The sequence below is a fragment of the Novosphingobium kaempferiae genome (assembly GCF_021227995.1).
Lineage (GTDB): Bacteria > Pseudomonadota > Alphaproteobacteria > Sphingomonadales > Sphingomonadaceae > Novosphingobium > Novosphingobium kaempferiae.
The window spans coordinates 4,019,407-4,043,343 of the sequence record NZ_CP089301.1 but is presented as its reverse complement, the minus strand read 5'-3'; the positions used below and the strand labels follow the sequence as shown (position 1 = coordinate 4,043,343).

The window sequence follows — 23,937 nt, the reverse complement described above, 5'->3', positions numbered from 1 at the left end:
CGTGGCAGGTTCCGACGATCAGAACGGGTTTGCAGGGCCGCTGGCCGGTATTCGCATGGTGGAGTTTGCAGGGCTCGGCCCTCTGCCTCATTGCGTGCGGATGCTTGCCGGGCTCGGCGCGGACGTCATCCGGATCGAGCGCAAGGGCCCTCAGCCCCTGACCGATCCCAACGCCGCCTTCGGCCGCGCCGTCCTGCCGCTGGACCTGTCGAACGAGGACGACCGGCAGACCGCGCTTGCGCTCTGCACCAAGGCGGACATTGTGGTCGAGGGTTTCCGCCCCGGCGTGATGGAACGGCTGGGGCTGGGGCCGGAGCAGCTGCTCGCGGCCAACCCGCGTCTGATCTACGGCCGGATGACCGGTTGGGGCCAGACAGGCCCGCTGTCCCGCACCGCCGGGCACGACATCACGTACCTCGCAATCACCGGGGCACTCGCCGCGATGGGCGATCCTGCCGCTCCGCCGCGCCCGCCGCTGAACCTCGTCGGCGATTATGGCGGCGGGTCGTTCCTGCTCGCGTTCGGCCTGCTTGCAGCCCTGCACGAACGAACCGGATCCGGCAGGGGACAGATCGTCGATGCGGCCATCATCGACGGGGTGGGCTCGATGATGGCCACTTTCGCCGAGGGAGCGCTGTCGCTGGACCGCAATGCCAGCCTGCTCGGCGGGGCGGCGCCGTTCTACCGCTGCTATCGCTGCGCCGATGGCCTCGATATCGCCGTGGGCGCGATCGAGCCGCATTTCTACGCCGAATTGCTGCGCAGCATAGATGCCCCCGCGCATCTGCTCGAAGACCAGTACCGCGAGGAGACATGGCCCGCGCATTCCGCGCACCTGGCCGCGATCTTCGTAACGCGGCCCCGTGACGAATGGCTGGAACGCCTTGCCGGAAGCGAAGCCTGCGCCGCGCCTGTCCTGCCCCTCGGCGAAGCCACGCTGCATCCCCAGATAGCGACGCGCAATGCACGCTCGCACCTGTCTCCTGCACCGCTGGGCGATCCCGTTCCGCGGTTTTCCCGTACCCCCGGCGCATGGCGTGCCAATGGCGACGCCCTGGCTCGCATGGACATCTGGGGTCTGGACATCGCTGCGCAGGACATACCGTCATGAAGGTCGAGGCAACCGGCACGATCCGCCCGGCAAGCGTATCCCGGCGCAGCGCGTTGCGCCCGAACTGGACGCTGGCCCTGCTCAGCATCCTCTACATCCTCTCGCTGGTCGATCGGATGATCCTGGCGCTGCTGATCGCGCCGGTGAAAGCCGAACTCGGCATCAGCGACGTGCAGATCGGCCTGCTGGTCGGCACCGCCTTCGCCATCATCTATGGACTGCTGGGCATCCCCCTCGCCCGCCTCGCCGACAGCGGAAACCGTCGACGCATCATCCTGGCGGGACTGGTGATATGGAGCGCCTCCACGGTCGGTTCCGCGTTCGCAACGTCCTACACAATGCTGGTGCTCTTGCGTCTCGGCCTCGCCATCGGCGAGGCTGCACTCTTGCCCGCCACCTATTCGATGATCGGCGATCTGTTCCCCCCTCAGAAGCGCGCACCTGCCGCCAGCATCTTCGCCGCATTGGGCGCGGCCGGTGCGGGAGGGGCCTTCATTCTGGGGGCGATCATAATCGATAGCGTCGACATGCTGCGCAGCATGGCTGCGATCCCTGCCGCCATCGCAGACTGGCGCATCGTGCTGATACTGGTCGGCGCACCGGGACTGCTGCTGGCCGTTGTGCTTTGCCTGACCGTGAGCGAACCCCCGCGTGGCGGTCACGGTGCAGAAGCACGGAGCGAAGCCTCGCTCGTGACGCTGGTCACTCACGCAAAGCAACATGCGCGGATGTATGCCGGGTTGATGTCATGTGCCTTCACGGGGACCGTCAGCTATGCGTTCGTCACCTGGCTGCCGGAAATGCTGCGGCGCGATTTCGGATGGTCGGCTGCTCAGGCAGGCAGCACGCTGGGCTGGATTCTCGTCGTTTCGGTGCTCTTCGGATCGCTGGCAGGGCCGCGTGCTGCAGAAAGGCTTATGAGGGCGGGCCACCACGACGGCTTCATATTGGTTTCCGCTGCGATGGTCTTGCTCGGCATGCTGACCGCTATCCTTGCAGCAATGCAGAGTTCGGCCAGCGCCTTGCTCACCATCTACTTCTTCACCAGCATGTTCCTGAGCGGATGCTCAAATACCTGCATAACCTCGATCCAGATCGTCAGTCCGGCGCGAATGCGAGGGACGGTCGTCGCCACGTACATGCTGCTCATCAGCATGGCCGGGCTCGGCATCGGCCCGCCGCTCACCGCCTGGCTCAGCACGAACTTTTTCTATGGCAGTATTGGCCCTGCACTCGCGCTCGTTGCGATCGCGGTAGGAGCACCTACACTCGCCACGCAAATTTGGAGCCGAAAAGGTTATAAGGTCCGGATCACTGCAATTGCAGAAAGGAATGGCGAGGGCTGAATGCGAACATTATCCCATTACATCTAGCTGTCTGATTGCGATGCATCTTTGGAACATGGCAAGTAGTGCCGTCCTGGATCACCCGTAACGATCCATCCCTGCCCTCCCACTGTCGATTTCCAACTCTCAGATGCAGACAATTCGCAATTCGGCCAGATGTTGAACGCATTGCTTAGTCGAGAAACGCTCGCATGATGCGTGTCCGGTTCGGATGCTTGAGCTTGGGCAACGTCTTGGCTTCGATCTGACCGACACGCTCGCGTGTCACCGGAAACCGCTGTCCGATCTACGCCAAGGCAGGTCTGACTTTTGTGGTGTGCGGTGCGGTCAGGCCGCAACGTCCTTCGAGCGGCGGCGGGCCTCGCTGATGGTCAGCGAGACAGCCGAGATGAGGAAGTAGAAGGCACCGAAGGCGGCGTAGGGCGCGATGTCGGCGATGCTGACCGGTGCGGCGCCGACGGCCTTGCTGAACATGTGCGCTCCGGCGAGGCCCGACTGAGCGCCGCTCAGGATCATCGTCCACTGCGCGCCGTAGGACTTCCATCGGCGCACGCCGGTGAGGAGCTGAAACAGGCCCGACAGGACGGCCCAGACGCCGAAGATCTGGAGGATGGCGTGCATGCCTTGCGGAAGCGTTGCTGCGACGGCGATTGCGGTCAAGACGCTGACGACGAAGTTCAGCATCTGGCTCTTGTTCCTGGCGAGGCCACCGGACCGATTGGCGTCGATGTAGTTGGCCAGAGCGTCCCACGCAGGATAGGCGACGAGCATTATTGCGGCCAACGCCGGGCCGGTCTTCGCCACCGTGAAGGCGAGCCCGACCCAGATCGCAGAGACCGCGAAGCGCAGGTAATAGTAGGTCTTGAGCCAGTCGCGGTCCGGGGCCTTCGCATCGGTTATGGTCTTCATCGCATGGTTCCTTTCTGTGGCGCAGGCGCACGGCTCCATCCCGTAATCCGGGTGGGTCGGCGATCAGAGATTCAGTCGGTGCGCGGCCTGGTATGGCCGTGTTGGGTCAGCTCAGAGGCGGAAACGTCGGGGCAGACGCCATCTGGCCACGGCGGCCACGGCGCCGGATCCCACGGAATACCAGACCACGACGTAGAGCGGATCGTTGAAGGGGCAGCAAAAGGCGAACACGAACGCTCCGCAGGCTCCGGCGGCGATCCCCGAGGCAAGAGCACTCAGCTTGGGCTGGGTCGGCGCGGCCCTCCTCATCAGGACGCCAAGCAGCGCTACGATAGGCAGCGAAAGCACGAAGATTGAAGTCGCGCACAGGATGCCGCTTGCGGGATCGATGCGATCGAGCAACGCGCGCTCGCCCACACCGTCGGGCACGACGAACGCGCCACCGACGATAGCCAAGGCAGCGAGGACGCTGGCCAGCATCAGCCCCCGGCGCGGTTGCGCGGTTGGTGAGTAAGATCTGATCGCCAGGGTACAGGCAGCGATGGCGAGAAGGCCGAGACTTCCGACACGCCACATCAGGAATGGCGACCCACCCACGTGATGCATGTCCGGCCGCATCACGCCCATGGCGAGGAAGAGCACAAGCTCCACGACGCCGAGCGCAAGGACCAGTCCGCCTTCACGCAGCATGCTGCGGCGCTGGACGGGAGCGAGGTCCGACGACAATTCCGCGATCAGGGCTTCACTCGACATCATGCGTCTTCTCAATGATTGCCGTCAGGCGCGCGAGCCCACGGTGGATGTTCATCTTCACGGCCGAAGGGGAGAGGCCGGTCTGGGCTGACGCCTCCTCGACGCTGAAGCCCTGCACCTTGACCAGCAGTATTGCCTGTGCCTGCGCGGGGCGGAGTTCGTCGAGCAGGCTGGCCAGCACGGAACTGCTGATCACGGTCGCCTCGTGGTCCCCGACCGCTATATCGTCGAGAAGCTCGTCCATCGGTCGGCGCGCCAGGCTGCGTAGCTGATCGATCCACTTGTTCTTCGCGATCGCCGCCAGCCACGGGCCAAGCGGATACTGGGGATCGTATGTGTGGCGACGCCGATGGATCGCGAGCAGCGTCTCCTGCACGGCGTCATCCACATCGGCTGCGGGCAGGCGGCGCTGGAAGTATCGCGTGAGCCACTCCGACATCTCGGCGAGCAGCCGCCGATACGCGCCACCATGCCCGTTCTGGGCGGCGACCATAAGACTGCTCCAGCTATCCGGTGTCGTCCGCGACGGGCGCTCACGACTGACCGGTGCCTCCCCGCGCACAGGCTTTGAGATCAGTCTCGAGAGGAAGTGCGAGCGCATGACCCCTTATTCGCGCGCTTCGCGGCCCTGGTCACTCCGCGCTGATAATTAATTCGGACACGCCGCGCGAGGACCGGGTTCGACCGGCCTTTCCCATTTTACGTCGCTGGTATGTCCAAACGGTAAGTGTCGGCTCTTGGTACAACATGACATTTGGCGACCCGGGCTGGCGCGATGGCGGCGGCGTGTTGACGGCGTCGCTGGATGCGGAACTGCCATCCGCCGCCGGGAGCATCCACAAGCGCCTCGAAACAGCACGCAACCAACCAGCGCTGTATTTGCTGATATACTCCGCCCAGGGCGGCAAATCGTCAGCCAGCTCAGCTAAGCCAACCTGTCGAGCCGCGTAGTGGTCCTTTGGTGCGACACGACATGAGCATAAACATACCTTCAAACTACCCGCAGCCTGCAATCCTCAAGGCATCAGGTCGCCGAAACTCGCTGAACCAACCGTGTCAGGATGGTAAGTTCCGCGCGGATGGGACGCACCGTATCAGTCTGCGCCCTTGCATAAATCCGCAATTGCGAGGTCAGGAAGCTTGAGAACAGCGCGGCTTCAGTGACGCCGACCGTTCTGTGCTCGCCCACCAGGTCCTGCAAGGTACTGCGCGAAGTACGGCCGCGCAGATAGCGTAGCTGGGCTCCGAACTGACTGAGCCCGGGGTCGCGGGCGGTGGCAAGGAAAAGTTCATCGCTGCCCCGGGCATTGCCCCCGCGCCGGAGCATCCCCGCAAGATCGTCGGCAAGGTCGCCGCGCGGAGCGGTCTCCGGCTGCAATCGCTCGACATTGGCGCGGTAGAGCCCTTCAAACGCGGCTTCGAGCAGCGCCGATTTGGTCCGGAACTTGTGCGAGACGGTGCCGAGCGTCAGCCCGCCGCGATCCGCTACGGCCCGATGTGTTAGCCGCGCAAGCCCCTCCTCGTCGATTATCCGCGCGGCGGCATCCACGATCCGGGCGGCGGTGTCGTCGCGGTCGGGCAATGTGGGCATCGAACACAGCGCTTCCTCGCGTGCGTACTCGCGCCAGGGCGCAACAGGCATCGCGGTTCCCGTCAGCCAGGCCGACAGCGAGCGGGCGGTTTCGTCCAGCGCCGCCCGGTCGACCATCCGGCGCCAGCGGATCATGTGCAGGAAGCTCTCGTTCTCGAACACGCGCCGCACCACCAGCGTGCCGTCACCGAGTCCGAAGCGCCGCGCGGCTTCGTCCCAGAACCGCTCCCAGACCTGCGACCACTGCTCTGCCGGTTCACGGAACAACGGCGACTGCTGGGCAAGCAACTGACATTCACGCCATGCAAAGGCTAGCGGGCGGCGCTGTTCGCACCATGCATCGACGATCTGCGCAAAGAATCCAGCGAACGCATGCGGAGACGGCGCGAAGCCATCGAACTGGCGCAACTGCTCTTCGCCCCATTGCCGGGCAGCGGCGATGCAGGCCTGCTGCGACCTTAGAAACAAGTGTTCCAGAGAACCGAAATGATGATAGATTGAGGAGACCGGTGCACCGGTCAAGCCGCTGATCTGGCGGGCTGACATGCCCGCAGCCCCACCCAGTTCCCACTGCTCCTGCACGGTAGCGATGAGTCTGTCATATGACGGAATTTCTGCAGAACTGCTGTGGGGCATGACGCTCGATAATCGCTTTCAATCGGACAGGCCTAGCAGACCGGGCGTTTGCAATCGAGCAATACTGTGCGCTCGTTATGTTCCAATTTGTCCTTTCGCATGTCATCCAACATACATACAAACGTTCTAGCCGCCACGTCGAACCGATCAGGTCCGACTCATTTCTGGGGGCTTTCGTGAAACTGAACACCTGCATATTCCTGCGCTCGACGGCCATCGCCGGCGCGCTCGCCGCATCGCTCACCGGCGCTACTCTCGCTCATGCCGAGGAGGCCGACGCCGCAGCCGCAGTCGCCGACGATGCCGCCGTCGGCGAGGACATCGTCGTCACCGGCTCGATCGTCTCGGCCCAGCAGGATTCGATCGAAGCCAAGCGCGTGATGGACAACCTTGCCGACGTGGCTGCGTCGGATGCGGTCGGCCGCTTCCCGGACCAGAACGCTGCCGCCGCACTCTCGCGCCTGCCCGCCGTCGCAGTGCAGCGCGACCAGGGGCAGGAACGCTACATCCAGGTACGCGGCGCGCCGAACCGCTGGACCTCCGTGAGCATCGACGGCATCCCGATGGCGGGCGTCGATGAGGGCGGCGATACCCGCGCCTTCCGTTTCGACGCGATCCCCGCCGTGCTGCTCTCGCAGATGGTCATCAACAAGTCGCTGACCTCGGATCTGCAGGCCGACGCGGTCGTCGCCACGATCGACCTGCGCACTTACTCGCCGATGGAGCAGAAGGGCCTGCACGTATCGGGCGACGCGGGTTACGGCTTCATGGACCTCGGCAAGGGTGAACAGCGGCAGGGATCGCTGCGCCTGTCGTGGTCGAACGACACCTTCGGCGTGGTCATCGGCGGCTCGCACTATCGCCGCAAGCAGTTGACCGACAACCGTGAGGTCGGGGCCTACGACGCCAACGGCCCGACCGAATTCGATATCCGCCAGTACGAGATCGAGCGCTGGAACAACGGCCTGTTCGCGGGCGTCGAATACCAGCCGGAGGAAGGCAAGCGCATCTATGCCAAGGCCATCTTCTCGGAGTTCAACGACAACGAACAGCGCAACCAGTACGAGTTCCGCCTCGACCGCGCGACCGGCGGCACCCGCACGCTGGCCTCGGGCAACCTGACCGGCGTTCCGCTGCGTGGCAGCTTCAACTTCGGCGAGTACCGCAACCGCAACTACATCGGCACCGTCGGCGGCGACTATGAGGGCGACGACGGCTTCAACGCCTCGTTCAAGTTCAACTACGCCAAAACCGAGAACACCAGCTACCTGCCGCTCGTGCAGTCGTCGACCAGCGCCGCCAACAACCTGGCGCTCAGCTACGACAATTCCGATCCGCGCTTCCCGATCGTGTCGATCGTGGGCGACTTCAACCAGAAGAGCCTGAGCACCTCGGGCACCTACATGATCACCGCCCGCCAGAAGACGGTTTCGGACAGCTATACCGCCAAGCTGGACCTGTCGAAGCAGATGGGCGACCTCAAGCTATCGGCCGGCGGCCTCTACATCGACCGCGACATTTCGGGTAACAACTTCTCATCGTCCAACATCGTCTATATCGGCGCGATGAGCGCGGCGGTGGGCCAGCCGTTCGACGTCAACAACTATGTCACCGGCAAGGCCTGGGACACGGGCTTTCCGCTCGGCGTGACCTTCAACTACGTCGACAACGTGGCGATGCGCCGCGACATCGACAGCCTGCTTGGAAGGCTTGAGACGGCGGGTCTCTACGATCCCGCGCTCGACGTGCCGACGACCGACAAGTACTACCAGCGCGAGAAGACGCTGGCGGGCTACGTCATGGCCAAGGTGGAGAGCGGGCCGCTGACCGCGGTTGGCGGCGTGCGCGTGGAGAACTACGTCCTCGACAACGCCGGCTCGGTACTGGTCGGAGCAGCCTATATCCCCCTCTCCCGCCATTCGAGCAAGACCGACTTCTTCCCCAGCCTCAACATCAAGTACGCCGCTACCGACAACCTCGTCCTGCGCCTTGCGGGCCAGCGGGGCGTGTCCCGCCCTGCCTACGGCGCGATCCGCGTCGGCGCCTCGATCAACGACACCAACAGCCCCGGCACCATCGGCGGCGGCAATCCGGCGCTCAAGCCCGAATACACCTGGGGCGCGGACGCCAGCATCGAATATTACCTGCCCGGCAACGGCATGATCTCGCTCGCGGGCTTCTACCGTTCGGTCGACAACGTGCTGTATCAGGCGCAGAACCCGGTCGGTTCGGACTTCTACAACTTCGGCGGCGTTGACCGTTCGAACTACCTGCTGACCGGCACCTACAACGGCGACAAGGGCAAGCTCTACGGCGTCGAGTTCAACGTGCTCAAGCAGTTCGACTTCCTGCCCGGCGCACTCGACGGCTTCGGCTTCCAGGGCAACGTGACGTTGCTCGACGGCGATTTCGACACGCCGACCGAACAGAACATCGCGTTCCAGGGCATGTCGGACACGATCGCCAACGCCTCGCTGTTCTACGAGAAGTACGGCCTTTCCGCGCGCGTCAGCTACCAGTGGCGGTCGGACTGGCTGGACTCGCTTGGCGGCTTCGGCAGCGGCGAATATCGCAAGGGCTACGAGAACCTCGACGTCTCGCTGCGCTATGCGCTGACCGAAAACTTCACGCTGTTCGCCGATCTCGCGAACCTTACCGACGAAACTTACGTCGCCTATCAGGGCACCACCGCCATGCCGACCGAAGTCGAGCAGATCGGCGCGCGCTACCTGTTCGGCGTCCGCTTCAGCTACTGACCGGGAGAATGACAATGCGAAAGATCGCCACTACCACTGCCCTTATCGTCCTCGCACTGGCTGCACCCGCATCGGCCCGCGAACTGGCGACGCTGACGCGGATCGACGCCGCGACCGTCGAACTGAACCGCGAAGACGCCGCGCCCGTCGCGGTATGGATCAGCGCCGACACCGTGCTGGACAAGGGCGACCAGCGCTTCGCCGCCGCCAGCAAGGACGGAAAGATCACGCTGCCCATCGCCGCAGCCGACCGCCGCTACGTGATCCTTGAAGGCAAGTCCGGCAAGGCGCGCACCGTCGTCGCCGAACGGGTGCTGCCGCTGGAGCAGGGCAGCAACTTCCGCGATGTCGGCGGCTACGTCACGAAGGATGGCCACACGGTGAAGTGGGACAAGGCGTTCCGCTCCGGCGCGATGCCGCTGCTGACCGATGCCGACTATGCGCTGCTCGGCCAGTTGGGCATCGGCAACGTCGTCGACCTGCGCAGCATCGAGGAGCGCGAGGTCGCGCCAGATCTGCTCGATGACAAGGTGGGCGCGCTGTTCATCGCCAACGACTATTCGCTGAAGCCCCTGATGGCCAAGATGGGCCAGGGCGCAGGCGAGAACATGTACGCGGGCATGGAGAAGATGCTGGCCCCGCAGTTCCGCTCGCTGTTCCGCCGCCTCATCGCGGACGAGGGTGCGGTGGTCTATCACTGCTCCGCCGGGCAGGACCGCACGGGCATGGCGACGGCGCTGATCTACGACGTGCTGGGCGTAGACCGGGAGACAATCGTCAAGGACTATCACCTGTCCACCGACCTGCGCCGCCCGCAGTTCGAGATGCCCAAGGTCGATCCCAAGGACTACCCGAACAACCCGATCCTGAAGTACTACGTCGCTGCCGAGGACGGCACGCCGCGCAAGGCCGAACCGCTCTACACGCCGAGCGGCCAGTCGCATCTCGTGCAGTTCTTCGCCTACCTCGACAAGCAGTACGGCGGCTCGGAAGCCTACCTGCGCACGCTCGGCTTCACCGATGCGGATTTCGCGAAGCTGCGCAAGACGATGCTCGACTGACTAGGCCAGGTGGAGGGCTGCGGATCAACGCCCTCCACCTGACCCCGTTGGGTCAGCCTGCCAGCTCGCCGATGACCCGGTTGCGCGTCATCGAAAGCTGCGCGATCAGATCGCTGAGGAGATAGGCGTCGCGGCGGCGGGTCCAGGGTTGTACGGACTGCGGATCGTATTTGACCGGCAGCGGCACTTCGCGGGCGACGGCGGCGGTCATGCCATTGTCCCGCGAAACCAGCACGCAGCGCTTCACGCGATCGCGATGCCCGACGACGACCACTTTGCCGAGGGCCTGGGCGGAGCCGGCATGGGCGACCACAGCCTTGGCCACGCCATCGGTGCTGAGGTAGATCGTCTTGCCTTCCGGCCCCTTGACGGGATTAGAGGCTGGCAGCTTTGTGAAGGTTCCCGGCTTCGTGTCCGGGCATAATGTGAGCCTCCGGCCTTCATCTGCCGGGGTCAACCCCGGCAGATGAAGCAAACTTAACTGGCATAAGCCAGCCTAGGGAGGTGAGGACGGCACTCATTGTAGTCCCGTCGCCACGCGTCGATCTTGCTCCTGGCGTCGGCCACAGACAAGAACCAATGAGTGTTCAGACATTCGTCCCGGAACCGGCCATTGAACGATTCCACGAAGGCATTTCGACGGTGCTGCTGCGCAAGCTCACGCAGCGTCAACCGAAGGTCAGCATCATCGTCCCGCTGTGACCGGTAACGCACGCTCTTCCGGTCAGCGCCGATAACACGACACGCCCGCCGCTCGCTCATCCGCAGAACCGCCTGGAGACGAGCGACCGCCTCTCGCTTGGCAGCGGGCGTTACCAATTTTTTGCGAGAAGATCCTTCAGGCCGGCATACCTAGCTTTCCAGTGGTAGATCGTCGCTTCCGACACACCGTGGCGACGAGCCAGATCGGCAATCTTCGCGCCAGCCTCCTGCTCCTTCAGCACGCCGATGATCTGCTCTTACGTGAACCGTGCTCGCTTCATTCGTCCGTCCTTCCATCACGCCAGACTCCAATCAAGCTGGGAGGAAAATCAGAAGGTCACATCAAAGGCGACGTGAATCCATCGTGCAAAAGAGAGCTTGAAGCCCTCGGTCGCCATTTGGATGAAGTGCCACCTGCCAACAGAAACCCATCACAGATCTCATCAGTGACCCAACCACCCATCGCAGGCATTTGGACCCATTGAAGACTCTTAGCATCTAATTTTGATCTGCAACTGTTGACGGTCTGCTATCCCGGTATGAATCGACCAGCGCAAGTCGTTCCAAGATCCGGGCAAGAACGGCTGCTCTTGCCGAAACATGGCGTAATCGCGGTGCGATTCGCCTTCAACTGAAGCGCCGACATATCAGCAGGCGAGGATACCGATGTAACGGCGGCAGGTTCACGCCTGGCACCCGCTTCCTGTTCGACAATCGCCAGGACTCTCGGCTGCGCATCTCGCTGTCGTGCGTCGATCTGCCTGAGTTGTGCGCTCATCCGATGCTTATCGACTTCCATCAGGACATATCCTGTATGGTGTACGTCGCTGAACCGGATGTGCGGATTGTTGGCCAGAACATCTCCGAAACGCCCCGGAGGCGGCAATTGCGCAGCCAGAGCGGAGGTCACGATCTCGGTGCCGACCGTTGGACCTGAAACCGGGCCGTGCTTGAGGTCATTGACCCAGAAACTGTGAATGTCGCCGCTAAGCACGACGGCATTGTTGACGGATGGCAGACCCAGTTTTTCAGTCAGGCGGTCTCGGGCGGCGGGGTAGCCGTCCCACTGGTCGCTCCATACCTTTTCGCCCGTCCCATCCAGCGCCAGAGGAGCGAAAAACACCCCTTGGGCCAGCAGGGTCCAGGGACGGCGTTCACGTTCGAGACGCTGGACAAGCCATGCTTCCTGCATAGCGCCCAGCATGGATCGATCGGCGCCGTGCCGTTCCCGGCAGTGATCGAGCTTCACGTTGCGCGCCACCTGCGGAGCAGCACAGGCCGGATCGCTGCGATACTGGCGCGTATCCAGCATGGAGAGCGAAGCAAGCTCTCCCCAGTCCACGCCCCGGAACAGCCGCGGCGTCGGTTTCGAGCGCCACAGGCTGGGCCGGATCGGCATATGTTCGAAATAGGCTTGGTAGGCTGCTGCCCGACGCGGAGCGAATAGCTCCGGTGGCAGTCCTTCGCGATTGGCGAGCGCGGCGTAGTCGTTCAGGACTTCATGGTCGTCCCAGGTGACCAACCACGGGAACAGCCGGTGGGCCTCCCGCAAGTCCTTGTCACTGCGATAGAGCGCATAGCGCGCGCGGTAGCCTTCGAGGTCGACGGGGTCAGGTGAGCCGAAGCTGCGCACTTTCGGCTGGTCGGGGTACGCCTGTTCGTAGATGTAATCGCCCACCTGGACGATGAGATCGGGCGCTGCGGCGATCATGTCGCGGTAGGCGTGGAACCAGCCGAGTTCCCAATGCTGACAGGAGGTCAGCGCGAGACGCAGGCGGTCGGCGTTCAACGGTACGGTCTTGGTGCGGCCGACGGGGCTGGTCGCGCCCAACGCATGGAAGCGATACCAGTAAGTGCGCCCCGGACGCAATCCGCCCAGTTCCACGTGGACGCTGTGAGCAGCCGCTGGATGGGCTACCTCGACGCCAGCGCGAACGATCCGGCGGAATGCCTCGTCCTCGGCGATTTCAAAGCGGACGGGGACGGCCCGTGAGGGCAACGGCGTCGCCGCCGGGCCGACCAGCCGCGTCCACAGGACGAATCCGTCCTGCGCCGGATCGCCACTCGCGACACCCAGCGCGAACGGATCGGCGGTTGCGGCAAACGCGTCAAATCGGGGGAAGGCCTGCGCGCCGAGCGCGGCCATTGCGGCCAGCACCGCACGGCGGTGCCACCCGATGCCTAGCGGAAAATCGTGCATGACTGCACCGCTATCCGCCTTTTCGGACATTGATGTGACAACCGGTGTCCCCGAAATGTCATTCACACCGCCTAACGGCCCCGTCCGGGTTCGCGAAAAAGGACGAAGGCGTTGGCCTGGCTACGGGACGCAGATCGCTGGTTCATCGATGAAGTGCTGCCGCATCGCGCGGCTTTCCGGCGTCAGGCCGCGCGCCTCGTCGCGCCTGCCGATGCCGAGGATCTGGTCCAGGAAGCCTACGCTCGCGCCATCGATGCGGCAAACCAGCGCGAAATCGCCAATGCGCGCGGCTTCGTGCTGACCATCATCCGCAACCTGGCACACGAACGCCACCGCCGCGCCACGGTGGTGCGCTTCGAGCATCTGGCCGACATGGAGGCGATGGACTTCGCCGATGGCGCGCCCGACCAGTTCGCCGTCGTCTCCGGCCAGATCGAACTGTCGCGGCTGATGGACCTCATGGAAACGCTGCCCCCGCAGGCCCGCACGGTGGTTCAGTTGAGGCGTTTCGAAGGAATGTTGCCGCGCGACATAGCGGTGCGGATGGGCTTGTCCGTCTCTACTGTGGAGAAGCATCTTGCAAAGGGACTGGCCATTCTGGCCAGTGCGTTGCAGGAAGCGCCCCCGCAGGCAGAAGGACCGACGATTTCACGCCTATGGCAACGCCGCCGAAACCAAGCGAACTGATGGAAGAAGCGGCCGCGTGGCTGGCCGCACTGGACGCCGGATCGGCAACGCGCGAGGAATTCGAGGCCTGGCGCGCTGTTGATTCCCGGCGCGCGGTCGCCTTCGCGCAAGTCGCCGACGCCTTCGAACAGATCGAGCGCCTGCGCACCGTACACGATCCGCTGCCCGAGCCGCGGCGACTGGGGCCAGTGCGCCTCAACCGCCGCAACCTGCTGCGCGGCGGCGTGGTGGCGGGCGGCATCGCGATCGCAGGCGGCTTCGCCATGCAGGCGGCCGCACGCGAACACGCCGAGACCGGCGTGGGAGAGCGGCGCACCGTGGTTCTGGAGGACGGCACGCGGGTTTCGCTTAACACGGACACCCGGATCAGCTGGCGGATCAAGGGGGAGACCCGCTCGCTCTGGCTCGATCAGGGTGAAATCGCGCTGAACGTGCGCGCTCTGGCCGGGCCTCCCCTGCGTCTGTCCGCCAACGGCATGCGCTTCGACCTCGAACCCGGGGCCTTCAACGCGCGGCGCGAACCGGAAACCGTGGCGCTGCTGGTGCTCAAGGGGACGGCAAGCGCCGAGAACCGGGCCGTCAGGGTGGGGGCGCTGGCGCAAGCCATCGGACGCGACATCTCCGTGCATCCGGCAGAGGCGGTGGCGATCGACCGGGCCAGAAGCTGGCAGAACGGGCAACTGGTGTTCGAAGGCGAAAGCCTCGACTTCGTGGTGGCCGAGTTCAACCGCTATCTCGATGACAAGCTGGTAGTGGCCGACCCTCGGCTGTCGCGCATCCGCCTTGGCGGTCGCTTCACCAACACCGATCCGACAGAACTGCTGAAGGCGCTCGATGCCTCATTCGGCATTCGCGCAAAGCGCGGCGAAAGCGGCGCGATCATGCTTTCGGCAAGCTGAACGTTTTTTTGCGCCGCGATAGAGGTGGCCCCGGTTTCGCGCATCTCCCCTTCCGAGACACGGCTTTTCCGGAAGGGCGCACATGCCAATTCACTCTATCGCACTACCCATGATCCTGGCCATTTCGCCCCCCAACGCGGCCTCGGCGAATGCCCGCGAACATGCCATCAGCTTCGATATCCCGTCGCAGAACATGGCGACCTCGCTCAACGAATTCGGTCGCCAGGCCGGCGTGCAGATGGTGTTCCCCTACGACACCGTGGCCGGCCAGCGCTCCGCCCCGCTCAAGGGCCGTTTCACCCGCGCCGAGGCGATCCGCCGACTGATCGCCGGGCGCGGCATGAAGATCGCGTTCGAGGGTTCGAGCATGATCTCGCTCGCTGCGGAGCCCCGCACCCTGAAGCGTGATGTGGCCGCCACCGACGCCACCGCCGATAGCGACATCGTCGTTACCGCGCAGAAGCGCCAGGAAGATCTCTCGAAAGTTCCCGCCGCTCTCACCGTCGTTTCCGGCGACGAAGTCCAGAAGCGCAAGATCACCGACTTCAGCAGCCTGGTCGACGAAGTTCCGGGCCTGTCTATCAATTACAGCACTGGCGGCGAAAGCTACGGCCTGCTCTCCATCCGCGGCATCGGCGGGGCGGACGACTACAAACCCAACGGCAGCCCTTCGGTCGCACTGCACGTTGACGGCGTCTATCAAACCTCCAACGCCTACCTCGGCATGCCGCTGTTCGACCTCGAACGCATCGAGGTGCTGCGCGGTCCGCAGGGCACGCTCTATGGTCGCAATACCACCGCGGGCGTGATCAACGCGATCACCCGCGGCGGCAGCGATCACTTCGAAGGCTATGTCGATGCCCGCTACGGCAGCTACGACAGCTTCCGTGCCGAAGCTGCGTTCGGCGGTCCGCTGAGCGACAACGTTCGCATGCGCATTGCGGTGATGACCGACCAGGGCGGCGGCTTCATGCATGGCATGGGCGCCGGCGATCTGGCCGGGGCGCGGCTGAGTGTGGGCGGCGTTGTTCAGTCGCAGGTTCCCGCGATCACCGATCCGGGCGAGCGCAAGGGCTTCGGCGACAAGGATCTGTTCGCCGCGCGCGGTACGCTGGATATCGACCTTGGCCCTGATACTTCGCTTGTCCTGAAAGCATTCGCCAGCCGCGACCGGGGCGATACCCGCCAGTACGACCGCATCAACGCCGCCCAGGATAGCAGCGTCCTCAATGCGGGCGAGGACAGCGATCCCTACAAGTTCTACTCAGCCAAATACTTTCGCCAGAAGATCGACATTCAGGGCGGCTCGGCCCAGCTTTCCCACCTGATGAACGACAGCCTGCGCCTCGACATCGTGGTCGGCGCGCAGGCCAGCCAGCGTCAGGTCGGCGGCAATGGCGACGGCACGCCCTATCCTCAGTACGAATACCTGTTCGACGAAAAGCTGAGCCAGGCCTCTTTCGAGGCGCGCCTGCGCAACGAACAGCAGGGCCGCTTCAACTGGGTGGTCGGCACGTTCATCATGAGTGACACGATCGACTACCAGAGCCAGTGGACCAGTTGGGCCGCGCGCACGATCTATCACAACATCCACAGCCAGCGCCGCCGTTCGGGCGCGATCTTCGGCCAGGCCGACTTCGAAGTGATCCCCGATGTGCGCGTCACCGGCGGCCTTCGCTACACGAGCGACCAGATCGATTCCACCGGCCGCAACGTCGATGACAATCCGTGGGGCATCACGTATTACAACACGCTGTTCGCCTCGACGAACAACTTCAGCTGGGACAAGCAGTTCAAGGACAGCGATGTCTCGGGCCGCGCCTCGGTGCAGTGGTTCATCAACCCCGACCTCAACGTCTTCGCCTCTGTGGCGCGCGGCTATCGTTCGGGCGGCTTCGACGGCACCTCGATCATGACGCTGGCAGAGACCGAGCCGTTCCAGTCGGAAACGGTATGGGCCTACGAAGCGGGCGTGCGCTACTTCAACGGCCCGATCCGCCTGTCGCTGGATGCTTTCGCCAATGACTTCGATAATCTTCAGGCAACCACTCGTCTCGCCAACGACACCAACGGGCGCACCAACGTCGGCAAGGCCAGGACGCGCGGTTTCGAGGGATCGCTCGATCTGACTCTGTTCCGATCAGGCGGTCACGAGCTCGATTTCGATGCCTCGGGTACGTACCTCTACTCGAAGATCACCGAGTTCAACTCCGCTCGCATCGCCGACGTACTGGCAACCGTGGGCGATCCGCTGCCGGGCGCGCCGAAATGGACCGGCCGCGTCGGCCTCGTTCACGACTACAGCTTCGGCGAAGGCTGGAAGCTGGAGAGCCGCGTCAACGTGTTCTACCACGGCAAGGAATCGAACCGCCTGAACGCGCTGCCGAACAACACTTCCGCCGCCTACACGCTGCTCAACGCCCGCGTCGAACTACAGTCGCCGCACGGCTGGTCGATCTATGCGATGGGCCGCAATATCACCGATGAAGTCTACTTCCCGGAACTGAACGGCGCAGCTCGTCTGGTCGGTGCTCCGGCGACTTACTCGGTGGGCTTCCGCGTCGCCTTCTGATCTTTCCAACGAAGGGTGGCTCCTGTGGGAGCTACCCTTCGTCGCTGTAACCGCGATGTGCCTGATTTCTGCATATCGGCGAAAGACGTCGAGGCGCGGAAGGGGTTGTGAGAAGTCCGGTCCTTTGAAGCGTTGAGAGCGTCGGCGTTGCCCTTCGCTTTACAATTACAGCGGCCGTGCTTGGGAATGACAGCCTCCAGGATAGAGGTTTGGGCCTACGAACGACCACCTTCGGGCACGTTGCTGCCTTCCTGCCCTCGACTCATCCGAGACCCTTAGCGGTGAATTGTCGGTCCTCAGTTGCAGACCGGCCGCAATTCGGTCGGATGTCGCGCTGCCCGTCCTTAATCGAGGAACGCTCGCATGATACGTGACCGGCTCGGGTGCTTGAGCTTGCGCAGCGCCTTCGCTTCGATCTGGCGGATACGTTCGCGGGTCACCGAGAACTGCTGGCCGACCTCTTCCAACGTGTGATCGGTCGGCATTCCGATGCCGAAGCGCATGCGCAGCACGCGCTCTTCACGCGGGGTCAGCGATGCCAGCGTGCGGGTGATCATTTCCTTCAGATTGTTCTGGATCGCCGCGTCCACCGGGATGACGGCGTTCTCGTCCTGGATGAAGTTGCCGAGGCTGCTGTCTTCCTCGTCGCCGATCGGCGTTTCGAGGGAGATCGGCTCCTTGGCGATCTTCAGCACCCGCTTCACCTTTTCGAGCGGCATCGAAAGTTTCTCAGCCATTTCCTCGGGCGTCGGCTCGCGGCCCTGATCGTGGAGGAACTGACGGCTGGTGCGGACCAGCTTGTTGATCGTCTCGATCATGTGGACGGGGATACGGATCGTGCGGGCCTGATCCGCGATCGAGCGCGTGATCGCCTGCCTGATCCACCAGGTCGCATAGGTCGAGAACTTGTAGCCGCGGCGGTACTGGAACTTGTCGACCGCCTTCATCAGGCCGATGTTGCCTTCCTGGATGAGGTCGAGGAACTGCAGACCGCGGTTCGTGTACTTCTTGGCGATCGAGATCACCAGACGCAGGTTCGCCTCGACCATCTCCTTCTTGGCGATGCGCGCCTCGCGCTCCGCCTTCTGGACCATGTTGACGATGCGGCGGAACTCGGGAAGTGCCATGCCGGTGGCGGCGGCGATGTCGGACACTTCGAGGCGGATGCGCTCGGCAGGTTCAACCTCGTTTTCTGCGAAGGCCGCCCACTTCTTGTCCGTCCGGGCTATTTCGGCGACCCAGGTATCGTCCAGTTCACGCCCCGTGTAGGCTTCGAGGAAATCGGCGCGCTTGACCTTGTGACGCTCGGCCAGACGCAGCATCTGGCCGCCCAGCGTCGTCAGGCGACGGTTGAAGGCGTAGAGGTTGTCGACGAGGTACTCGATCTTGGTCGCATGGAACTGCACCGATTCCACCTGCGCGGTGAGATCTTCGCGCAGCTGCTGGTACTGGTCTTCCTTGGCGGCCGGGAAATCGATGCCCAGCGCGAGGGCTTCGAGACGCTCGCTCTGCACGCGTTCGAAAGTGCGGAACAATTCGGTGATGAGCGCGAACTTTTCCAGCGCTTCCGGCGTAAGCGCGGCTTCCATCTGGGCGAGCGAAAGAGTGTTGTCCTCTTCATCGTCCTCGACCCTGCGCTTGGGGATCGGGTTGCCGTCCTCGTCGAGTTCCTCCGAGTTGTCCTCGGCGGAATCGTCATCGTCCTTGAAGGAAGGGCCGGCGGTGGCGGCGGAAATCTCGCCGTCGGCTTCACCGTCCTCGCCCAGATTTTCGGGCTGCGGCTCCTTGGAGAGCATCGCGTCGAGATCGAGGATCTCGCGAAGCAGCATGTCGCCATTGTTGAGCGCTTCGGACCACCCGATGATCGCGTGGAAGGTCATGGGGCTTTCGCATAGTCCCATGATCATCATGTCGCGGCCGGCTTCGATGCGCTTGGCGATTGCGGCCTCGCCTTCGCGGCTGAGCATCTCGGCCGCGCCCATTTCCTGCAGGTACATGCGTACCGGGTCGTCGGAACGCGCGGCCGTATCGGCCTTGCGGGTCTCACCGGGACGGCGGCGGGAATTGCCTTCGTCGAACCCGGATTCCGAGCCGGATTCATCATCGGGACCATCGACGGCCTCGACGCCGTCCTCCTGCTCGCCTTCCTCATCGTCATCATCGTCGTTCTCGATGATCTTGACGCCCATTTCCGAGATCGCAGCCATGATGTCCTCGATCTGATCGGTGGTCATCTGGTCCTGCGGCAGAGCGGCGTTCAATTCCTTGACCGTGATGACACCCTGACTTTTGGCGCGCGCGATGAACCGCTGGACCGAGCCCTTGTCCAGGTCGAGAAGGGGAGAATCGTTGTCGCCGCTGCGATCGTCGTTGGTCATGCAATCCGTTGTCGTGTTATTGGCCGTTTCATAACGATAATTTCGTCATGAAACGGCTAGGTTTTTAGATCATCAGGCTGACAGGGCCACTGGGGAGCAGCCTTGCAGGAATGAACCACCCCTGGTCTGGGGTTCAGGTAATGTGGCCCGGCATAAATTCCAGAAGCAATCTGGTTCACCCACGGCAGGGCATGCTGCGCGTTCGAATGAGGACTGCACGTCCTTGTTCCAGCAGGCAGTATGTCGAAAGCGGCTTTAGCCGGGCCTTCGACATAAGGCGCACCTTGATCGCGATACGATCGATGCAGGCCGGATATAAGGCCATGGCCGCCGGCGGCAGCCATGGCCGGATTCGTCAGCGCTGGACCAGATTCACGGCCGACGCCTTGCCGCGGCGATCGATCTCGATCTCGAATTCGAGCTGATCGCCTTCCGAGAGGCCATGCAGACCGGAGCGCTCGACGGCGCTGATGTGCACGAACGCATCAGGCTGGCCGTCATCACGCACGATGAAGCCGAAGCCCTTGGTGCCGTTGAAGAACTTGACCGTGCCGGTAGCCTTCTCGCCAGTCGACTGACGCTGGGCGGGAGCCGGGGCGCGCTCGCGGCGTTCGGCCACGATGACCTCGCCAACGATGGTCAGCTCGGACGCGGAAACCTTGCCGTTGCGCTCGACCAGCTGGAATTCCAGCTGCTGACCTTCCGCCAGCGTTTCGAGGCCCGCGGACTGCACGGCGCTGATGTGCACGAAGGCGTCGTCGCCGCCACCTTCAAGCTGGATGAAGCCGAAACCCTTGTCGGGGTTGAAGAACTTGACCGTGCCACGGCCCTGACCGACGACCTGGCCCGGGCCGCCGCGCGAACCGCCGCCACCGCCGAAACCACCGCCGCGCGATCCACCGAAGCCGCCACGCTGGCCGCCGCCGAATCGATCACCGCCACCGCCGAACCGGTCACCACCGCCAAAACGGTCGTTGCCGCCGCCCCAGCGATCATCACCACCGCCGAACCGGTCACGACCGTAGCCGCGATTTCCCCTGTCGAATGTCATTTTCTTAGTACCTTACGCTACGCTCGAAGAAACCTGTCCTCGCGAGTGAACGTAGCACGCAAGGCCGCAGAACCCGTTTCAGGATCTGGGACGAAAGGCGATAGCAGCGTAGCGACGTCTTGGCGACCTTCGTTCTGCGAACAGCTTGATGTATCGCACGCTGGCGGATTCAGCACAGGCGTGAGCGAAATTTTCGCGCGCTTTCGACAATCGATCCACCCGCCGGTGGACGCGATCCAGTGGTTCAGCTGCCGATTTCCATAGTCCAACAGCAAACCGACTGCCTTTTCTTCCCGCATACGGAAGAAGAAGCCTAACACACTCAGAACTTACCTAATGACTGCCCTCCTCTTCTCCTCGATGAACCGACCACTCCCCGGTCTTGCAGTTTTCCGGATCGAAAGAGGCAATTGCACGCATGGATTGAGCGGATTCTCCGGGGACCGCTATGCGGAACCTGACGATAGCTACCCATTCTCCGCCGGGCTTCTGCCTTTCTACCTTTAGATTTCTGAAATCGAAGCCCTTGCTCCCGGGCGGCAGGCCGTTGCTTATCTGCAGCAGCAGATCGCGCAGGAAGGTGGGGTGACGGCTGCGGCAAAAGTCTTGGGGCTCGGCGGCGGCGAGGTCTGCCTTTTCGATGCCATAGGTGGTGGGCATTGACTTGGGCTCCCGAGAATCGGGGCTGCAACCTGACATTGCAGCAGCAACCAGGTACGCACCGGCTATTGTGGCCGCCAAATTCCTCATCGCCTTCTCCCACAATCAGCCTGCGCCGTTCTGCTGTGGACATTTGACGTTCGTCTGTCCCAGCTAGCGACCCGATGTCCAAGTATCACAGACCTACACGAAAAGCGGGCGATCCAACCGATGTCAAATTCTCGTCAGAAGCGTTCCAGCCATCGACCCTTGCCGGTCACTCAGCCTCTGATTTTGACTTCTCAGGAGCGGACTGACGGGATTTCTGTCCATCATTCGCCAAAGGGCCGCGCATAGCCGACATTAATTGGTTCTGGCTCCCCGCCGCCGCGGGGAGCCAGATAGCTTCAGATCTCGGTGCCCTCTGCCAAAGTCAAGGCGTCTTCCACATCGACGCCGAGGTATCTGACCGCGCTTTCAATCTTCGTATGCCCTCGTAAGCTGCCGTCGCCTCGAGTTGGTCGAATGACAGCGGATCGAACCGCGACGGATCGTCAGCGATCAGGGAGATCGAAGTCATTGTGCGCCTCCCCGGTCATTGAAGGTTCCGGAGGCCAGCATTGCCTCAAGCACGGTTATGTGCTTGAGAATCCCGTCGCGCGGATCGACGAACAGCTCACGACGCCGGAGCCACTGGCCTCGGCGCCCGAGCACTTGGCCTTCGAACATCCACTCGCCATAACGCCCGATAGAAATGCGCGTCAGCACGAAATCATCGATATGTTGGCGCACGTGCATCTTGACCGTGCTGCCCGTGTCGAGCTTGGCGCAGATCTCGCTGAAGACGGCGGCCGCGCTGGCGCCGCAGGTAGCGAATCAAGGGGGCGAGGTTCTCATTCAACGACTTGGTGTAGGGCGCACCGATGCCGGCATGGCGCTTGAGCCCGATATGGCGTGCGTCGGTCTGAGGGATCCTTTTCAATTTGGGAGAAGCGGCGTGGCTCGCGCCCCAACGGGGGCGTTCGACAATCACCTTGAACATGTCATCACGCATGACAAGCCTCCCCAAATAGAGGTGTGACAACGACGGAAAGTTTGGAAAAATTAGCGGCGCGAAGGCCGCGAAAAGCAATCAGGCGAAAGGTGTCGCCCTTGAGGCAATTGCCCATGCAATCTGTTCCTGAACACAGGGCTTCGCGTCGGGCGGCTTTTCCCTCATCAGAAGGGGCGGTCTAACCGTAACGAATGACCGCTTCAGAGCAACGGAACAGAGCTGCTGTCCGGCTACAAAGGGCGCGAAGCGGACCTTCTGGCGATCGGCTTCTTCCACGTCGTCTTCACGATACCCGCCGAAGTCGCTGACTGAAACAGCATCCACCGCATGACGACGTTTGGCGCTTTCCGCTTAATCACATCACGTCAGAACCGCAAACATCGCAGCATGTCCCCGGCCGTCGCCGGATAAGCCCCGGCACGCCGTTCCACAAGGAGATCTGCCTGGGCGAGCATCATCTGGGCGGATGCCTGCTGACGCTCGATGATGCTGACGCCGCTTTCCGCATCATCCGAAATCGCACAGAGAAATTGATCGCGCTCGGTTCCACCCGGCGCATCATGGAGCAAGCGACGCTTGGTCCAGCGCAGCGCGTGGTCGAAGCCTGCTCCCGAAAGTGCGCAGATCAGCGGGGCGAGGAACAACCGTGCGGTCGTCAATGCGGCGGTGGGGTTCCCCGGCAGGCCGAGCACATGCGCACCGCCGATCCTGCCATACCACAGCGGCTTGCCCGGCTTGATGGCGACGCCCGAAAACAGCAGACGCAGCCCCAGCGGCATCAGTGCCGCGCGCGCCATGTCGCGATGGCCGTGCGAAGCCCCGCCGACAACCAGCAGGATGTCCGCGTCCTCCAGCGCGGCCTGCGCCATGGCGCGCAGACCCTCCACCCGATCCTTCGATCGCGACGCTCCGACCGGCTTGGCTCCCCACTGCCGCGCCAGCAGGGCAAGCCCTTCACTCAGGCTGTCAGGCACCGAATGCGCATTCGGCGCGGCGTGCCCCGGCGGTGCCAGTTCGTCACCGTTCGACAGGACATGGACCCTGGGCTGCCGCCAGACGCCGACGCGATCCAGATCGGCGGCGGCGGCGACGACCATCGTCCTTGCATCCACGCGTGTTCCTGCCGGCAGCAGGATATCATCCCTTGCGAAGTCCGATGCACGAGCGCGTACGTGGCGCTTGCCGGTTGTACCGGGGACGATGACCTCGTCGCCTTCGGTCCGGGTAAGTTCGCGCATCACGACCCGGTCGGCGCCGGGGGGCATCGGCGCGCCGGTCGAGATCCTGAGCGCGGTGCCGGGTTCGAGCGGCTGCGGCGCCGATCCGCCGGCCGTGCTTTCTCCGACCAGCTTCAGCCGAACGACCTCGCCGGTCAGGTCGGCGGAGCATACGGCATAGCCGTCCATCGCCGCGCTGTCCCGCCGGGGAGAATCGATCCGAGCGACCACTGGCTGCGCCAGAACGCGCCGTCCCGCCTTCGCAAGCGGCACACTCTCGATACCCAGCGGCAGGGCGTTCTCCCGCACGACCGCCTGCGCGGCATCGAAACCGATCGTCGCCTGGCAGGGAATTTCGGGAGCCGTGGCCATGTC

The 23,937-nt window shown here is 63.4% G+C and carries 19 protein-coding genes and 4 pseudogenes; 8 read left to right on the top strand and 15 right to left on the bottom strand.

From position 1 onward, the window contains the following. Window position 1: 1 nt before the first annotated feature. Both LO787_RS18430 and LO787_RS18425 read left to right on the top strand, forming a co-directional pair. Window positions 2-1,111, top strand: coding sequence for a CaiB/BaiF CoA transferase family protein (locus tag LO787_RS18430; protein WP_232492438.1), 1,110 nt, complete (start codon window positions 2-4; stop codon window positions 1,109-1,111). Continuing rightward, entirely contained in the window at window positions 1,108-2,457 is a 1,350-nt protein-coding gene (locus LO787_RS18425; protein ID WP_232492437.1) for an MFS transporter, read from the top strand. Before LO787_RS18430 ends, LO787_RS18425 begins: the two co-directional genes overlap by 4 nt. A 172-nt stretch (window positions 2,458-2,629) precedes the next feature. Here the strand turns inward: LO787_RS18425 and LO787_RS18420 are convergent. The 5 genes and pseudogenes from LO787_RS18420 to LO787_RS18400 all read right to left on the bottom strand — a co-directional run. Next, a pseudogene (locus LO787_RS18420) lies at window positions 2,630-2,743 on the bottom strand (sigma-70 family RNA polymerase sigma factor); the annotation flags it as partial. A 41-nt stretch (window positions 2,744-2,784) separates the two neighbouring features. After that, entirely contained in the window at window positions 2,785-3,366 is a 582-nt protein-coding gene (locus tag LO787_RS18415; RefSeq protein ID WP_232492436.1) for a DUF308 domain-containing protein, read from the bottom strand. 111 nt (window positions 3,367-3,477) lie between these two features. Continuing rightward, complete coding sequence (locus tag LO787_RS18410; protein WP_232492435.1) at window positions 3,478-4,122, bottom strand: NrsF family protein; 645 nt, start codon at window positions 4,120-4,122, stop codon at window positions 3,478-3,480. Next, complete coding sequence (locus LO787_RS18405) at window positions 4,109-4,612, bottom strand: sigma-70 family RNA polymerase sigma factor (protein ID WP_232492434.1); 504 nt, start codon at window positions 4,610-4,612, stop codon at window positions 4,109-4,111. The genes LO787_RS18410 and LO787_RS18405 overlap by 14 nt, the downstream gene beginning before the upstream one ends. Before the next feature lie 531 nt (window positions 4,613-5,143). Then, the gene (locus LO787_RS18400; protein WP_232492433.1) at window positions 5,144-6,292 is read right to left on the bottom strand and encodes a TetR/AcrR family transcriptional regulator; all 1,149 of its coding nucleotides are present in this window, start codon (window positions 6,290-6,292) and stop codon (window positions 5,144-5,146) included. A 230-nt stretch (window positions 6,293-6,522) separates the two neighbouring features. Here LO787_RS18400 and LO787_RS18395 point away from each other — a divergent pair, with 230 nt between their 5' ends. Next, a complete protein-coding gene (locus LO787_RS18395) occupies window positions 6,523-9,102 on the top strand; it encodes a TonB-dependent receptor (protein ID WP_232492432.1) in 2,580 nt (859 codons plus the stop codon). Between the two features lie 14 nt (window positions 9,103-9,116). Beyond that, window positions 9,117-10,163: a tyrosine-protein phosphatase gene (locus tag LO787_RS18390; RefSeq protein ID WP_232492431.1), complete on the top strand. Its 1,047-nt coding sequence runs from the start codon at window positions 9,117-9,119 to the stop codon at window positions 10,161-10,163. 52 nt (window positions 10,164-10,215) lie between these two features. Here the strand turns inward: LO787_RS18390 and LO787_RS18385 are convergent, their stop codons facing one another. The 4 genes and pseudogenes from LO787_RS18385 to LO787_RS18370 form a co-directional block, all read right to left on the bottom strand. Continuing rightward, the gene (locus LO787_RS18385; protein WP_232492430.1) at window positions 10,216-10,638 is read right to left on the bottom strand and encodes a hypothetical protein; all 423 of its coding nucleotides are present in this window, start codon (window positions 10,636-10,638) and stop codon (window positions 10,216-10,218) included. After that, a pseudogene (locus LO787_RS18380) lies at window positions 10,604-10,802 on the bottom strand (integrase core domain-containing protein); the annotation flags it as partial. The gene LO787_RS18385 and the pseudogene LO787_RS18380, both read right to left, overlap by 35 nt. Next, a pseudogene (locus tag LO787_RS18375) lies at window positions 10,800-11,116 on the bottom strand (transposase); the annotation flags it as partial. The pseudogenes LO787_RS18375 and LO787_RS18380, both read right to left, overlap by 3 nt. Window positions 11,117-11,394: 278 nt before the next feature. Then, window positions 11,395-13,095, bottom strand: coding sequence for an alkaline phosphatase D family protein (locus tag LO787_RS18370; RefSeq protein ID WP_232492429.1), 1,701 nt, complete (start codon window positions 13,093-13,095; stop codon window positions 11,395-11,397). 123 nt (window positions 13,096-13,218) lie between these two features. On the opposite strand from LO787_RS18370, the gene LO787_RS18365 reads away from it, so the two are divergent. The 3 genes from LO787_RS18365 to LO787_RS18355 all read left to right on the top strand — a co-directional run bounded on the left by LO787_RS18365 (window position 13,219) and on the right by LO787_RS18355 (window position 17,223). Further along, window positions 13,219-13,752 carry an RNA polymerase sigma factor gene (locus tag LO787_RS18365; protein ID WP_232492428.1) on the top strand — a complete coding sequence of 178 codons (534 nt, stop codon included), beginning with the start codon at window positions 13,219-13,221 and terminating at the stop codon, window positions 13,750-13,752. Then, entirely contained in the window at window positions 13,752-14,651 is a 900-nt protein-coding gene (locus LO787_RS18360) for a FecR family protein (RefSeq protein WP_232492427.1), read from the top strand. Before LO787_RS18365 ends, LO787_RS18360 begins: the two co-directional genes overlap by 1 nt. Before the next feature lie 109 nt (window positions 14,652-14,760). Beyond that, window positions 14,761-17,223, top strand: a complete 2,463-nt coding sequence (locus LO787_RS18355) for a TonB-dependent receptor (protein ID WP_232492426.1) — start codon at window positions 14,761-14,763, stop codon at window positions 17,221-17,223. A 344-nt stretch (window positions 17,224-17,567) separates the two neighbouring features. Here LO787_RS18355 and rpoD read toward each other — a convergent pair whose 3' ends face one another. The 5 genes and pseudogenes from rpoD to LO787_RS18325 all read right to left on the bottom strand — a co-directional run bounded on the left by rpoD (window position 17,568) and on the right by LO787_RS18325 (window position 22,089). Beyond that, window positions 17,568-19,601 carry an RNA polymerase sigma factor RpoD gene (gene rpoD, locus LO787_RS18350; RefSeq protein WP_232492425.1) on the bottom strand — a complete coding sequence of 678 codons (2,034 nt, stop codon included), beginning with the start codon at window positions 19,599-19,601 and terminating at the stop codon, window positions 17,568-17,570. Between the two features lie 355 nt (window positions 19,602-19,956). Next, window positions 19,957-20,652, bottom strand: coding sequence for a cold-shock protein (locus LO787_RS26160; RefSeq protein ID WP_276574169.1), 696 nt, complete (start codon window positions 20,650-20,652; stop codon window positions 19,957-19,959). Window positions 20,653-20,985: 333 nt separating this feature from the next. Continuing rightward, entirely contained in the window at window positions 20,986-21,312 is a 327-nt protein-coding gene (locus LO787_RS18335) for a hypothetical protein (protein WP_232492424.1), read from the bottom strand. A gap of 386 nt (window positions 21,313-21,698) precedes the next feature. Then, window positions 21,699-21,806: pseudogene (locus tag LO787_RS18330) on the bottom strand (integrase); the annotation flags it as partial. A 61-nt stretch (window positions 21,807-21,867) separates the two neighbouring features. After that, window positions 21,868-22,089, bottom strand: a complete 222-nt coding sequence (locus tag LO787_RS18325; RefSeq protein ID WP_232492423.1) for a hypothetical protein — start codon at window positions 22,087-22,089, stop codon at window positions 21,868-21,870. Between the two features lies 1 nt (window position 22,090). On the opposite strand from LO787_RS18325, the gene LO787_RS18320 reads away from it, so the two are divergent. Then, window positions 22,091-22,372, top strand: coding sequence for a hypothetical protein (locus tag LO787_RS18320; RefSeq protein WP_232492422.1), 282 nt, complete (start codon window positions 22,091-22,093; stop codon window positions 22,370-22,372). 338 nt (window positions 22,373-22,710) lie between these two features. Here LO787_RS18320 and LO787_RS18315 read toward each other — a convergent pair whose 3' ends face one another. Beyond that, entirely contained in the window at window positions 22,711-23,934 is a 1,224-nt protein-coding gene (locus tag LO787_RS18315) for a molybdopterin molybdotransferase MoeA (RefSeq protein ID WP_232492421.1), read from the bottom strand. Between the last annotated feature and the right edge of the window lie 3 nt (window positions 23,935-23,937).

Bases quoted from the DNA above. Each gene is read 5' to 3' on its own strand.
- LO787_RS18425 (WP_232492437.1), top strand. From the start codon at position 1,108: ATGAAGGTCGAGGCAACCGGCACGATCCGCCCGGCAAGCGTATCCCGG.
- LO787_RS18415 (WP_232492436.1), bottom strand. From the start codon at position 3,366: ATGAAGACCATAACCGATGCGAAGGCCCCGGACCGCGACTGGCTCAAG.
- LO787_RS18410 (WP_232492435.1), bottom strand. From the start codon at position 4,122: ATGATGTCGAGTGAAGCCCTGATCGCGGAATTGTCGTCGGACCTCGCT.
- LO787_RS18405 (WP_232492434.1), bottom strand. From the start codon at position 4,612: ATGGTCGCCGCCCAGAACGGGCATGGTGGCGCGTATCGGCGGCTGCTC.
- LO787_RS18390 (WP_232492431.1), top strand. From the start codon at position 9,117: ATGCGAAAGATCGCCACTACCACTGCCCTTATCGTCCTCGCACTGGCT.
- LO787_RS18370 (WP_232492429.1), bottom strand. From the start codon at position 13,095: ATGTCCGAAAAGGCGGATAGCGGTGCAGTCATGCACGATTTTCCGCTA.
- LO787_RS18360 (WP_232492427.1), top strand. From the start codon at position 13,752: ATGGAAGAAGCGGCCGCGTGGCTGGCCGCACTGGACGCCGGATCGGCA.
- LO787_RS18355 (WP_232492426.1), top strand. From the start codon at position 14,761: ATGATCCTGGCCATTTCGCCCCCCAACGCGGCCTCGGCGAATGCCCGC.
- rpoD (WP_232492425.1), bottom strand. From the start codon at position 19,601: ATGACCAACGACGATCGCAGCGGCGACAACGATTCTCCCCTTCTCGAC.
- LO787_RS26160 (WP_276574169.1), bottom strand. From the start codon at position 20,652: ATGACATTCGACAGGGGAAATCGCGGCTACGGTCGTGACCGGTTCGGC.
- LO787_RS18335 (WP_232492424.1), bottom strand. From the start codon at position 21,312: ATGCCCACCACCTATGGCATCGAAAAGGCAGACCTCGCCGCCGCCGAG.
- LO787_RS18325 (WP_232492423.1), bottom strand. From the start codon at position 22,089: ATGCACGTGCGCCAACATATCGATGATTTCGTGCTGACGCGCATTTCT.
- LO787_RS18315 (WP_232492421.1), bottom strand. From the start codon at position 23,934: ATGGCCACGGCTCCCGAAATTCCCTGCCAGGCGACGATCGGTTTCGAT.